Source organism: Vescimonas coprocola (assembly GCF_018408575.1).
GTDB classification, from domain to species: domain Bacteria; phylum Bacillota; class Clostridia; order Oscillospirales; family Oscillospiraceae; genus Vescimonas; species Vescimonas coprocola.
On record NZ_AP023418.1, the window covers coordinates 2294757 to 2308260 of the forward strand.

General features: G+C 62.3%; 9 protein-coding genes and 1 other annotated feature. Of the genes, 6 read left to right on the forward strand and 3 right to left on the reverse strand.

Annotation, left to right across the window (positions count from 1 at the left end; translation table 11 throughout):
- The first annotated feature begins 140 nt into the window (after window positions 1–140).
- Complete coding sequence (locus KJS28_RS11195; protein WP_213541017.1) at window positions 141–1340, forward strand: coenzyme F420-0:L-glutamate ligase; 1200 nt, start codon at window positions 141–143, stop codon at window positions 1338–1340.
- A gap of 130 nt (window positions 1341–1470) precedes the next feature.
- On the opposite strand, the gene nifJ is transcribed toward KJS28_RS11195, so the two are convergent.
- Window positions 1471–5097, reverse strand: a complete 3627-nt coding sequence (nifJ, locus tag KJS28_RS11200; RefSeq protein WP_213541018.1) for a pyruvate:ferredoxin (flavodoxin) oxidoreductase — start codon at window positions 5095–5097, stop codon at window positions 1471–1473.
- A 283-nt stretch (window positions 5098–5380) separates the two neighbouring features.
- Between nifJ and KJS28_RS11205 the strand changes: the two genes are divergently transcribed.
- From KJS28_RS11205 to ileS, 5 genes are all read left to right on the forward strand, one after another.
- Window positions 5381–6895 (forward strand): YifB family Mg chelatase-like AAA ATPase, encoded by a 1515-nt coding sequence (locus KJS28_RS11205; protein WP_213541019.1) that lies wholly within the window; start codon window positions 5381–5383, stop codon window positions 6893–6895.
- A gap of 48 nt (window positions 6896–6943) precedes the next feature.
- On the forward strand, window positions 6944–8113 hold the full coding sequence (gene thiI, locus KJS28_RS11210) for a tRNA uracil 4-sulfurtransferase ThiI (RefSeq protein ID WP_213541020.1): 1170 nt from the start codon (window positions 6944–6946) through the stop codon (window positions 8111–8113).
- Between the two features lie 91 nt (window positions 8114–8204).
- Window positions 8205–9464, forward strand: a complete 1260-nt coding sequence (locus KJS28_RS11215; protein WP_213541021.1) for a competence/damage-inducible protein A — start codon at window positions 8205–8207, stop codon at window positions 9462–9464.
- A 2-nt stretch (window positions 9465–9466) separates the two neighbouring features.
- The gene (locus tag KJS28_RS11220) at window positions 9467–9925 is read left to right on the forward strand and encodes a hypothetical protein (protein WP_213541022.1); all 459 of its coding nucleotides are present in this window, start codon (window positions 9467–9469) and stop codon (window positions 9923–9925) included.
- A 54-nt stretch (window positions 9926–9979) separates the two neighbouring features.
- Window positions 9980–10226, forward strand: a binding site (T-box leader).
- 56 nt (window positions 10227–10282) lie between these two features.
- Window positions 10283–13051, forward strand: coding sequence for an isoleucine--tRNA ligase (gene ileS, locus KJS28_RS11225; RefSeq protein ID WP_213541030.1), 2769 nt, complete (start codon window positions 10283–10285; stop codon window positions 13049–13051).
- A 77-nt stretch (window positions 13052–13128) separates the two neighbouring features.
- On the opposite strand, the gene KJS28_RS12675 is transcribed toward ileS, so the two are convergent.
- The gene (locus KJS28_RS12675) at window positions 13129–13257 is read right to left on the reverse strand and encodes a hypothetical protein (RefSeq protein WP_267873546.1); all 129 of its coding nucleotides are present in this window, start codon (window positions 13255–13257) and stop codon (window positions 13129–13131) included.
- Between the two features lie 21 nt (window positions 13258–13278).
- Window positions 13279–13488, reverse strand: coding sequence for a hypothetical protein (locus KJS28_RS11230; protein ID WP_213541032.1), 210 nt, complete (start codon window positions 13486–13488; stop codon window positions 13279–13281).
- Window positions 13489–13504: the final 16 nt, after the last annotated feature.

A 13504-nucleotide genomic window follows, 5' to 3' on the forward strand; every position in this document is an offset into this window, starting at 1 on the left:
GGTGCGTTTTTCGGAGCCACATTAAAACAACTTATGTTGCTTATTAGAAAATTGCATTTTACTTATTGTTTTTTAGGCGTATAATAAGAATGTTGTGCAATGGTACGACCGAACGAATCCAATACAAAGGAGTTTTTCATATGAGCAGAACACTGGGTACGGTGGCACGGGGCGTTCGCACCCCCATTTTCCGTGAGGGTGACAATGTGGTGGAGGGCGTGGTCTCCTCCGTCCTGACGGCACTGAAGGAGAACGGCATCCAGCCCCATGACAAGGATGTGGCGGCTGTCACCGAGTCCGTGGTGGCCCGCTGCCAGGGCAACTATGCCACGGTGGAGCAGATCGCCGCCGACGTGAAGGCCAAGACCGGCGGCAAGACGATGGGCGTCACCTTCCCCATCCTCAGCCGCAACCGCTTCTCCCTGCTGCTCAGCGGCATCGCCGCCGGTGTGGAGAAGGTGGTGCTGATGCTCAGCTATCCCTCCGACGAGGTGGGCAACCATCTGGTGTCGCTGGATCAGCTGGACGAGGCGGGCATCGACCCGTGGCACGACGTGCTGGATCTGGAGCAGTTCCGGGCCGCCTTCGGCAAGGTGATCCATCCCTTCACCGGTGTGGATTATGTGGATTTCTATAAGGGCATCATCGAGGATGCCGGGGCTCAGGCGGAGATCGTATTCGCCAACCGGGTGCAGACGGTGCTGGACTATACCGATACCGTCATCTGCTGCGATATCCACACCCGCCAGCGCAGCAAGCGCCTGCTGAAGAAGGCCGGCGCCCGTGTGGTGCTGGGTCTGGACGATCTGCTGACCGCTCCCGTCAACGGCAGCGGCTATAATCCGCAGTACGGCCTGCTGGGCAGCAATAAGGCCGACGACACCCGTGTCAAGCTCTTCCCCCGTGATGCCGACGTGGTGGCCGAGGCCATCGGCCAGCGGCTCAGCGAGGCCACCGGCAAGCGCATCGAGGCCATGGTCTACGGCGACGGTGCCTTCAAGGATCCTGTCGGTAAGATCTGGGAGCTGGCGGATCCCGTGGTCTCCCCCGGCTATACCGCCGGTCTGGAGGGTACACCCAACGAGCTGAAGCTGAAGTATCTGGCGGACCACGATTTCGGTGACCTGTCCGGCGAGGCGCTGCAGCAGGCGGTGGCCCAGAAGATCCGGGAAAAGGATGCCTCCGTCAGTCTGGTGGGCAACATGGTGTCCGAGGGGACGACCCCCCGGCACCTGACGGATCTTATCGGCTCCCTGTGCGACCTGACCAGCGGCTCCGGCGACAAGGGTACCCCTGTCATCTATATTCAGGGCTACTTCGATAACTATACCAACGACTGATATTACCCGACGTCCCCCGGCAGGATATCCTGCCGGGGGACGTTTCTTTATTATGCAGGCGTCCACCAAACAAAAGGGAGCGCTGCGGCATTGCCGCAGCGCTCCCTTTATTTTATCTTGCGAACCGAGATTACTTGTCGTACATCTCAATGAGCTTCAGCAGATGCTCATAGCGGTTCTTGGCCTCCTCCTCGTTCCGGGCAAACAGTGCCTCGGCACGATCGGGGAACTCACGGGTCAGACGGCTGTAACGGGCCTCGTTCATCAGGAACTCCTGATAGCCGCCGGCGGGCGCCTTGGAATCCATGGAGAAGCGCTGGCCTGCCGGAGCAGCAGGATTGAAGCGGAACAGGTTCCAGTAGCCGCAGTCCACGGCACGCTTCATTTCCTTCTGGCAGTTCATCATGCCGCCCTTGATGCTGTGCATCTCGCAGGGGCTGTAGCCGATGATCAGGGACGGGCCGTGATAGGCCTCGGCCTCGGCGATGGCCTTGATGGTCTGAGCGGGATTGGCGCCCATAGCCACCTGAGCCACGTACACGTAGCCGTACTGCATGGCGATCTCGGCAAGGCTCTTCTTCTTGACCTCCTTACCGGCTGCGGCAAACTGGCAGACCTGGCCAATGTTGGAGGCCTTGGAGGCCTGTCCACCGGTGTTGGAGTACACCTCGGTATCGAACACGAAGATGTTCACATCCTGCTTGGAGGCGATGACGTGGTCCAGACCGCCGTAGCCGATGTCGTAGGCCCAGCCGTCGCCGCCGAAGATCCACATGGACTTCTTGGCCAGATACTCCTTCTTGCTCAGCAGGTCAGCGGCGATGGTGCAGGCGGCGCAGTCGCAGAACAGAGCGCCCTTAGCCTTCAGCTGGGCGGCGTGCTCAGCGAACTGAGGCACGGCAGCCAGCTCCTCTACGGTGCAGATGCTGTCCTCCAGAGCCTTGACGAAGGCACGGGCAGCCTCTGCATTGGCCTCGCCGTCCTCCATGGTGTCCAGCCATGCCTGAGCGGCGGCCTTCAGCTCGGGACGAGCCCACTCCACGGCGATCAGCTGGCGGGTCTCCTCGGCCAGATCCTGACGGATCTTGTTCTGGCCGATGTACATACCCAGACCGTGCTCGGCGTTATCCTCAAACAGGGAGTTGCACCATGCGGGGCCGTGGCCCTCCTTGTTGGCGCAGTAGGGAGAGGTAGCCGCAGGACCGCCCCAGATGGAGGAGCAGCCGGTGGCGTTGGAGATATACATATGGTCACCGAACAGCTGGGTGACGAGACGGGCATAGCTGGTCTCGGCGCAGCCGGCGCAGGAGCCGGAGAACTCCAGCATGGGCTGCTTGAACTGGCTGCCCTTGACGGTGTTGTCCTGCATATCCTTCTTCTCGGACACCTCGGCCACGCAGTAGTTGAACACATCCTGCTGCGCAAGCTCACCCTCCTGAGGAACCATAGACAGGGCGTTCACCGGGCAGACGCCGATGCAGACGCCGCAGCCCATGCAGTCCAGAGGACTGATGGCCATGGTGAACTGATAGGTACCCTTGCCCTTGCCGGCCTTCACATCCACGATCTTGGCGGCCTCCGGGGCGTTCTTGGCCTCCTCGGCGGTCAGAGCGAAGGGACGGATGGTGGCGTGGGGGCAGACATAGGCGCACTGGTTGCACTGGATGCACTTGTTGGCGTCCCAGGTGGGGACGGACACGGCCACACCACGCTTCTCGTAAGCGGAGGCGCCCAGCTCGAACTGACCGTCCACGTGCTCGGCGAAGGCGGAGACGGGCAGGCTGTCGCCGTCCATCTTGCCCACAGGCTCCAGGATCTCCTTGACCATCTTCACCAGCTCCGGCTTACCCTTCAGCTCGCGGGTATCCGGCTCGTCCACGGCGTCGGCCCACTCGGCGGGCACGTCGATCTTCTTATAGGCGGTGGCACCCAGGTCGATGGCCTTGTAGTTCATATCCACCACGTCCTGACCCTTCTTCAGGTAGGAGGCCTTGGCCTTCTCCTTCATGAAGCGGATGGCGTCCTCCTCCGGCAGCACCTTGGCCAGAGAGAAGAAAGCGGACTGCAGGATGGTGTTGTTGCGCTTGCCCATACCGATCTCGATGGCCAGATCAATGGCGTTGATGGTATACAGCTGGATGTTATTGCGGGCGATGTAGCGCTTGGCGTCGGCCTTCAGGTGGTGGTTCAGCTCCTCGAAATCCCACTGGCAGTTGATCATGAACACGCCGCCGGGCTTGACGTCGTTGACCATCTTATAGCCCTTGGTGATGTAGGAGGGGTTGTGGCAGGCCACGAAGTCGGCCTTGTTGATATAGTACGGAGAGCGGATGGGGTGATCGCCGAAGCGCAGATGGCTGATGGTCACGCCGCCGGTCTTTTTGGAGTCATACTGGAAGTAGGCCTGCACGTACTTGTCGGTGTGGTCGCCGATGATCTTGATGGAGTTCTTGTTGGCGCCCACGGTACCGTCGCCGCCCAGACCCCAGAACTTGCACTCGATGGTGCCGGGGGCGGCGGTGTTGGGACAGTTCTTATCCTCCGGCAGGGACAGGTTGGTCACGTCGTCCACGATGCCGATGGTGAACTGGCGCTTCATCTCGTCACGCTTCAGCTCCTCATACACGGCGAACACGGAGGCGGGAGGCGTATCCTTGCTGCCCAGACCGTAGCGGCCGCCGATGACCTGCACGTCGTTCTTGCCGGCGTTGGCCAGAGCGGTGACTACATCCTGATACAGGGGCTCGCCCATAGCGCCGGGCTCCTTGGTGCGGTCCAGAACGGCCACACGCTTGGCGGTGGCGGGAATGGCGGCCACCAGCTTTTCCGGGGCGAAGGGACGGAACAGACGGACCTTCACCAGACCCACCTTCTCGCCGTGGGCGTTCAGGTAGTCAATGACCTCCTCCGCCACGTCGCAGATGGAGCCCATGGCCACGATGACCCGGTCGGCGTCGGGTGCGCCGTAGTAGTTGAACAGCTGGTAGTCGGTACCCAGCTTGGCATTGATCTTGTCCATGTACTTCTCCACCACGGCGGGCAGAGCGGCATAGTACTTGTTGCAGGCCTCACGGTGCTGGAAGTAGATATCTCCGTTCTCGTGGCTGCCCCGCATATGGGGATGCTCCGGGTTCAGGGCGTGAGCACGGAACTCCTTCACGGCGTCCATGTCGCACATATCCTTCAGATCCTCGTAATCCCACACGGCGATCTTCTGGATCTCATGGCTGGTGCGGAAGCCGTCGAAGAAGTTGATGAAGGGGACCTTGCCCTCCAGAGCGGCCAGATGGGCCACGGGAGACAGGTCCATGACCTCCTGCACGTTGCCCTCGCACAGCATGGCAAAGCCGGTCTGGCGGCAGGCCATGACGTCGGAGTGGTCACCGAAGATGTTCAGCGCCTGAGTGGACACAGTACGGGCGGAGACGTGGAACACGGCGGGCAGCTGCTCGGCTGCGATCTTGTACATATTGGGGATCATCAGCAGCAGACCCTGAGAGGCGGTGTAGGTGGTGGTCAGCGCACCTGCGCCCAGAGAGCCGTGAACTGCACCGGCGGCACCGGCTTCAGACTGCATCTCCACCACCTTGACCTTCGTGCCGAAGATGTTCTTCAGGCCGTTGGCGGACCACTGGTCCACGAAGTCCGCCATGGGGGACGACGGGGTGATGGGATAGATGGCCGCAACCTCAGAGAACGCATAGGAAACGTGCGCCGCTGCGTTGTTGCCATCCATGGATTTCATTTTTCTTTCCATAAATGAACCTCCTTTTTTTGTCAACGTGTTACCGTTTTTTAAGAGAGACCAAACATACCATACATTGTGATTGTAGCACAGTCTTTCCGGGATGTAAATGTCAAAAATGAAAAATTTCCTCGAAATAACACTTTTTTTTCATGGTGCGTGAAAATTATCACGGTGGTTCAGACATTTTTCCGGAAATCTTGCCGCCGGGGAGCGATAAAGGGTTTCCTGCCGGAGAAAACTGTGATAAAATAAAGAGAAAACTGCGGAACTTCCGGGAAAGGGTGACGGAGCAATGGTGGTGTCGGTGCGCTCGTTGGGGCTGTCGGGCATCAGTGGATATGAGGTAACGGTGGAGTGCTTCCTGTCGGGAGGGCTCCCGGCCTTCGATGTGGTGGGTCTGCCGGATGCCGCCGTGCGGGAATCCCGTGAGCGGGTCCGGGCGGCGGTCAAGACCTGCGGCGCCCGGTTCCCTGTCAGCCGCATCACGGTGAATCTGGCCCCGGCGGGCCAGCGGAAGGAGGGGACGGTCTACGACCTGCCCATCTTGCTGGGGCTGCTGACGGCCTCGGAGGAGCTGCCGCCCCTGCCGGAGGACGCCGCCTTTCTGGGGGAACTGAGCCTCACCGGCGCCCTGCGCCCGGTGGCGGGGGTGCTGCCCATGGCCCTGTGCGCCGCCCGGTGCGGCATCCGCAAGCTCTATGTCCCGGCCCGGAACGCCGCCGAGGCCACGCTGGCCGACGGTGTCACCGTGTACCCGGTGGAAACCGTCGCCCAGCTGCTGGAGCACCTCCGGGGCGAGACGCCTATCCCGCCGGCGGAGCGGTGGCAGCCCACCGGCGAGACGCTGCCTATGCCGGACTTCTCCGAGGTCATGGGACAGGAGAACGTGAAGCGTGCGCTGGAGATCGCTGCCGCCGGCGGACACAATGTGCTGCTGGTGGGCTCCCCCGGCTCCGGCAAGTCCATGCTGGCCCGGCGGCTGCCCTCCATCCTGCCGGATATGACCCGGCAGGAGTCCCTCCAGACCACGGAGATCTACTCCGTGGCGGGGCTGACGGAGCCCAGCCACCCGCTGGTGACCCATCGTCCCTTCCGCAGCCCCCATCATACCGCCTCCCCGGTGTCCCTGTCCGGCGGCGGCACGGTACCCCGGCCGGGGGAGATCTCTCTGGCCCACAACGGGATCCTGTTTCTGGACGAGCTGCCGGAGTTTGACAAGGCGGCGCTGGAGACCCTGCGCCAGCCGCTGGAGGACGGTGTGGTGACTATCACCCGTGCCTCCGGTTCCCTGACCCTGCCCAGCCGGTTCATGCTGGTGTGCGCCATGAATCCCTGCCGGTGCGGCTGGTTCGGCCATCCCTCCGGCCGCTGCACCTGCACGGACAGTCAGGTGCAAAGCTACCTGCGCCGCATCTCCGGCCCCCTGCTGGACCGCATCGATATGCACGTAGAGGTGCCGTCGGTGGAGTACGAGGCCATGCGCCGCAAGGAGCAGCCGGAGAGCTCTCAGCAGGTCCGCAGCCGGGTCAACGCCGCCCGACAGGCGCAGCAGCGGCGCTACGAGGGTACCGGCGTCACCTGCAACGCCTATATGACCCCCGCCATGATCGGGCAGTATTGTCAGCTGGATACCGCCGGGGAGAAGCTGATGCAGGGGGCCTTCGACCGGCTGGGCCTGACGGGCCGCAGCCACGACCGCATCCTCCGCATGGCCCGCACCATCGCCGATCTGGAGGGCGAGGAGCAGATCCTCCCGGCCCATCTGGCGGAGGCCATCCAGTACCGCAGCAGCGCCATGCTGAAGTGATACCGTTTACCTGTTATGGATAACCTGAAGATACAAGGAGAAACACCTATGAATGAGATCATTCTGTGTAAGCTGGGCGAGGTGGTCCTGAAGGGCCTGAACCGCCGCAGCTTTGAGATGAAGCTTATGAGCAACATCCGCCGCCGTACCGCCCGCTTCGGCAAGTTCCGCATCTACTCCAAGCAGAGTACCATCTATGTGGAGCCGGCGGAGGAGACCTGCGATCTGTCCGGGGCCTATGCCGCCTGCAAGCAGGTGTTCGGCATCATCGCCATTGCACGGGCCGTTCCCTGCCCCAAGGAGAAGGAGGCCATTCTGGCCACCGCCAAGACGTATCTGGGGGAGGCCCTGACGGCGGCCCGCAGCTTCAAGGTGGAGAGCAAGCGTGCCGACAAGTCCTTCCCCATGAGCTCTATTCAGCTGAGCCAGTGGGTGGGCGGCGAGCTTCACGAGGCCTATCCCCACCTGAAGGTGGATGTACACCATCCGGAGTTGACGGTGTATGTGGAGGTGCGGGAGGATGCCGCCTACGTCCACGCCCCCGCCGAGCCCGCTGCCGGCGGCCTGCCCATCGGCATGGGGGGCCGGGCGGTGAGCCTGCTCTCCGGCGGCATCGACTCCCCGGTGGCCAGCTACATGATGGCCAAGCGTGGTGTTCAGCTGGAGATGATCCACTTCGCCTCTCCTCCCTATACCAGCGAGCAGGCACGGGAAAAGGTGCTGCAGCTGGCCCGTGAGCTGGTGCCGTGGTGCGGCCGCCTGACGGTCCATGTGGTACCCTTTGCGGAGATCCAGGAGGAGATCCGCCGCAGCTGCCCGGAGGATCACTTCACCCTCATCATGCGCCGGTTCATGATGCGTCTGGCGGATGCGCTGGCCCACGAGCTGGGCTGCGGCGCACTGGTCACCGGCGAGTGTCTGGGGCAGGTGGCCAGCCAGACCATGGCGGCGCTGGCCGTCAGTGAGGACGCTGCCACCCTCCCGGTGCTGCGTCCCCTCATCGGCATGGATAAGGAGGAGATCGTCCGCATCGCCCGCCATATTGGCACCTTCGATACCTCCATCCTGCCCTATGAGGACTGCTGCACGGTGTTCACCCCTCGCCATCCCAAGACGAAGCCCCATGTGGAGGAGGTCCGGGAGATGGAGCAGGCGCTGGACGTGGCGGGTCTGGTCCAGCGGGCCATGGAGAACCGGGACATCGTGAAGATCAAGTGAGAAAGAGAACCTGCTGACAAAAAGTATGCCGCCGGAGGCACGTTCCTTCGGAGACACCTCCTAAAAGCAAATCATCAAAGGAAGTGAGCCTATGACCTATCACGCAGAGATCATCGCCGTGGGTACCGAGCTGCTGCTGGGCAACATCGCCAACACCGATGCACAGGAGCTGTCGCAGGCGCTGGCCTCCGTAGGTGTGGACGTGCTGTACCATACCGTGGTGGGCGACAACCCCCAACGGCTGGAGGAGGCGATCGCCATCGCCCGGAAGCGGGCGGACCTGCTGATCTTCACCGGCGGCCTTGGCCCCACCTATGATGACCTCACCAAGGAGACGGTCTGCCGGGTACTGGATGTTCCCCTGACCTTCCACCCGGAGGCGGCGGCAGACATCCGCCGCAACTTCGACATCATCTTCCACCGAGAGATGCCGCCCGGCACCCTGCATCAGGCGGAGCTGCCGGAGGGCTGTGAGGTGTTCTGCAATCGGGTCGGCACCGCACCGGGCTGCGTGTTCTGCGCCGGTGACGTGACGGCGGTGCTGCTGCCCGGCGTGCCGTCGGAGTGCCGCTACCTGACGGAGACGGCGCTGCTGCCGTGGCTGCGCCGCCAGAGCAGCGGGACCATCCTCTCCCACGACCTGAGGATCTTCGGCCTGTCGGAGCCGCAGGTGCAGGAGCTGCTGGGGGATCTGATGGATCAGGCGGTGAACCCGTCGCTGGCCCCCTATGCCAAGACCGGCGAGGTGATGCTGCGGCTCACCGCCAAGGGCGACAGTCCTGCCGCCTGCGAGGAGCGTATGGCGCCGCTGCTGGAGCAGGTGCGTGGACGGCTGGGCGCCTACCTCTACGGCATCGATGTCTCCGGATTGGAGGAGACAGTGCTGCACCTGCTGCACCAGCACGGCAAGACCTTCTCGGCGGCGGAGAGCTGCACCGGCGGCCTTATCGCAAAACGCATCACCGATCTGCCGGGTGCCTCTTGCGTGTTCCGGGGAGGTGTGGTATCCTATACCAATGAGGTGAAGGCCTCTGTGCTGGGCGTGCCGCAGGAGACGCTGGACCGCTATGGCGCCGTGTCCGAGCCGGTGGCAAGAGCCATGGCGGAGGGCGTGCGGCGCATCACCGGCAGCGACCTGTCCGTGGCCACCACGGGGCTGGCCGGCCCCGACGGCGACGACCGGGGAAACCCTGTGGGCACGGTGTTCGTGGCCCTGAGCACCCCGGAGCGCACGGCGGTGCGGCACATGAACTGCGGCAGCGGACGGGACCGGGTGCGGATGCTGGCATCCCACTGTGCCTTTGACCTGCTCCGCAGAGAGCTGGAACATTTACCGATCGAAGGAGAATGAACATGGCGAAGAAAGAACCCTATGATATGACCAACAACTACGCCCGTATGGAGCGGGACAAGCGCAAGGCCATCGGCAACCCCAACAAGAACATCCACCACAAGAAGAACGGCTCCAACTACCAGAAGGATACCGGCTCTATGGTCCGCAGCACCTCCGCCCGGCAGGAGCCGGAGAAGATGTCCACCACCATGAAGGTGCTCATCGGCGTGGTATTCGTGGTGCTGGTGGCGGCGCTGGTGCTGCGCAGCACCGTATGGAAGGATAACGTGGTGGCCGGTGCATGGATGATGGTGCTGGTGGGGGCCGTGTGCGGCCTCATGTACTACGTCCGCAAGCGCTATCCCGGCAAGCGCAAGGTGGGCGGCACCATGGATACCGTGATCTCCGCCCTGCTGATCCTGTTCTGCGTGGTGTATGTGGGCATGGGCGCCATGGCGCTGGTGGCCATGAATAAGTAAACTTTTCCCGTTGACAAACCCCGCAAAAGTGGGTATAGTAAAGGGAGAATATGCATATCTGCGAGGATGGGGACAGTAGCCCGTCCCTCCGATGCCAAGAGAGCCGCCGTATGGTGCAAGGCGGACACGGAGGACAGCGGTGAAGATCACCCCGGAGCATCCGGCTGAACCGGCAGTAAGCCCGGACGGCAGAGGGCCGTTATCTTCCCTTCCCCCCACGGCTCGTGGGGCAGAGCGGCCGCACCCGGTGCGGCAACAAGAGTGGTACCGCAGAGGTTTCTTAGTGGCCTTTGTCTCTTACGGAGACAAGGGCCATTTTTTTGTTTTCAAATATATTTTCATACACGGAGGTAACACATGGAGTACAAAAAGACGCTGAACATGACCAAGAGCGGCTTTCCCATGCGGGCGGGCCTGCCCAAGCGGGAGCCGGAGATGCTCAAGCACTGGGAGGAGCTGGACCTGTATCACGAGCTGCTGAAGAAGAACGAGGGCAAGCCCCGCTTCGCCCTGCACGACGGCCCTCCCTTCTCCAACGGCGCTCTGCACATGGGCCACGCCCTGAACAAGTCCATCAAGGACTTCATTACCCGCAGCTATGCCATGCGGGGCTACTACACCCCCTATATCCCCGGCTGGGACAATCACGGTATGCCCATCGAGAGCGCCATCATCAAGCAGAACAAGCTCAATCGCAAGGCCATGGGCGTGGCGGAGTTCCGCTCCGCCTGCCATGAGTTTGCCGACCACTATATCGACGTCCAGCGTCAGGGCTTCAAGCGCATGGGCGTGGTGGGCGATTGGGATCACCCCTATAAGACCATGGACCCCGCCTTCGAGGCGCAGGAGGTTCGTGTGTTTGGCAAGATGTATGAAAAGGGCTACATCTACAAGGGCCTCAAGCCCGTGTACTGGTGCCCCCACGACGAGACGGCGCTGGCCGAGGCGGAGATCGAGTATCAGGACGACCCCTGCACCACGGTGTATGTGAAGTTCCCCATGTACGACGATCTGGGCAAGCTCTCCCATCTGGATAAGAGCAAGCTGAACTTCGTCATCTGGACCACCACCATCTGGACCCTGCCCGGCAACCTGGCCATTGCCCTGCACCCGCAGGAGGAGTACGCCGTGGTCCGTGCCGACGGCGGCGAGATGTATATCATGGCCCGGCCGCTGGTGGAAAAGGTCATGAAGATCGGCGGCGTGGAACACTACGAGATCGTGGAGACCCACCCCGGCGCCTTCTTCGAGAATATGCTGGCCAGCCACCCCTTCCTGCCTAAGACCAGCCGTCTGGTGCTGGCGGATTACGTCACCATGGACTCCGGTACCGGCTGCGTCCACACCGCCCCCGGCTTCGGTGCCGACGACTATCAGACCTGCCTGCGCTACGGTATGGATATGGTGGTGCCGGTGGACGATCAGGGCCGCCACACCGACTATGCCGGCAAGTACGCCGGGATGAAGACCGAGGAGTCTAACCCCGTCATTCTGGCGGATATGAAGGAGAGCGGCGCTCTCTTTGCCAGCGAGGAGATCGTCCACAGCTATCCCCACTGCTGGCGCTGCAAGAAGCCCATCATCTTCCGGGCCACTCCCCAGTGGTTCTGCTCCGTGGAGTCCTTCAAGGACGAGGCCTGCGCTGCCTGTGAGGACGTGCGCTGGGTGCCCACCTGGGGCAAGGACCGGATGCGCTCCATGATCCTGGAGCGCACCGACTGGTGCATCAGCCGCCAGCGCCGCTGGGGTCTGCCCATTCCCGTGTTCTACTGCAAGGACTGCGGCAAGCCCATCTGCACGCCGGAGACCATCGACGCCGTCTCCCGCCTGTTCGAGGAGAAGGGCTCCAACGCATGGTTCGAGATGACGGCGGAGGAGATTTTGCCGGAGGGCTTCACCTGCCCCCACTGCGGCAAGTCCGCCGGCTTTGAGCAGGAGAGCGACACGCTGGACGGCTGGTTCGACTCCGGCTCCACCCACTTCGCCTCCATGGAGCGCACGCAGGGCTTCTGGCCCGCCACCATGTATCTGGAGGGCCTTGACCAGTACCGTGGTTGGTTCCAGTCCTCCCTGCTGACCGCCGTGGGCGCTCTGGGCCGTGGCGCTCCCTTCAAGGAGTGCGTCACCCATGGCTGGACCGTGGACGGTCAGGGCCGTGCCATGCACAAGTCCCTCGGCAACGGCGTGGACCCGGCAGAGGTGTTCAACAAGTACGGCGCCGATCTGCTGCGCCTGTGGGCCGGCTCCTCCGACTACCATGTGGATGTCCGCTGCTCCGACGAGATCTTTAAGCAGCTGTCCCAGAACTATCTGAAGTTCCGCAACACCGCCAAGTTCTGCCTGGATAACCTGACGGACTTTGACCCCAACACGCTGGTGGCCCCGGCGGATATGCTGGAGCTGGACAAGTGGGCCATGACCCGTCTCAACGCCCTCATCGCCAAGGTGTTCACCGCCTATGACAACTATGAGTTCCATGTGGTGTCCCACGCCGTCAACGACTTCTGCGTGGTGGAGCTCAGTTCCTTCTATTTCGACATCATCAAGGATCGCCTGTACTGCGACGGGGCCGAGAGCCTCAGCCGCCGCAGCGCCCAGACGGCCCTGTACCTGATCCTGGATGCCATGACCCGGATGTTCGCCCCCATTCTGGCCTTCACCTGCGACGAGATCTGGCTGGCCATGCCCCACCGTACCGGCGACGATGAGCGCAATGTGCTCCTCAATGAGATGGTGCAGCCCTACACCCAGTACGCTCTCTCCCCGGAGGAGATGGCCCGCTGGGACCGCATCGCCGCCGTCCGCACCGCCGTCAACGGCGCACTGGAGCAGGCCCGTGCCGACAAGACCATCGGCAAGAGTCTGGAGGCCGAGGTGGACCTCACCGTTCCCGCCGAGGATGCCTTCCTGGGCCAGATGGAGGAGGGTGCTCTGGCGGACCTGCTGATCGTGTCTCAGGTCCGTGTGGAGACTGGCGACAGCCTGTCCGTTACCGTTCGTCCTGCCGCCGGAACCAAGTGCCAGCGCTGCTGGAAGATGCTCACCAGCGTGGGTACCGTGGCCGGTCACGAGGACCTCTGCCCCCGCTGCGCCGCCGTGGTGAAGAGTCTCCCCGTGGTGGAGTGAGCCGACAGGGAACGCCGCCTGTGGAAAAATAACCGAAAACCAGGGAGGGCCGGAGCGTATGCTCCGGCCCTCCCTGTTTACTTGTGGGAAAGCACACCTATCATCTCATCCGGTGTCCTCGGCGTATAGTCCATATCATAGAGCATCTGCTTCTGCATCTTTTCTTTCTCGGTCATCATAGCGCCGCCATACTGAGTTGATCTCATCGCTCTGCACATTCTGTCCTGTCAAAGCGGCATCGGCGTCCGGGCGATCAGAATGACCGCCAGAATCGCACCCACAAATGCCGCTGCTCCTATGGCGGCCAACACCTTTTTGCTGAGTTTCTTCTTCGCTGCCTTGCAGATCAGTGCGGCGCAAGCTATGCAGACAGCCGCAGCCGCAAGCGCAATGCCCAGCGTTTCCCACAACCAAGATAATTCAGATAGGATTCTCATACGATCATCTCCTAAC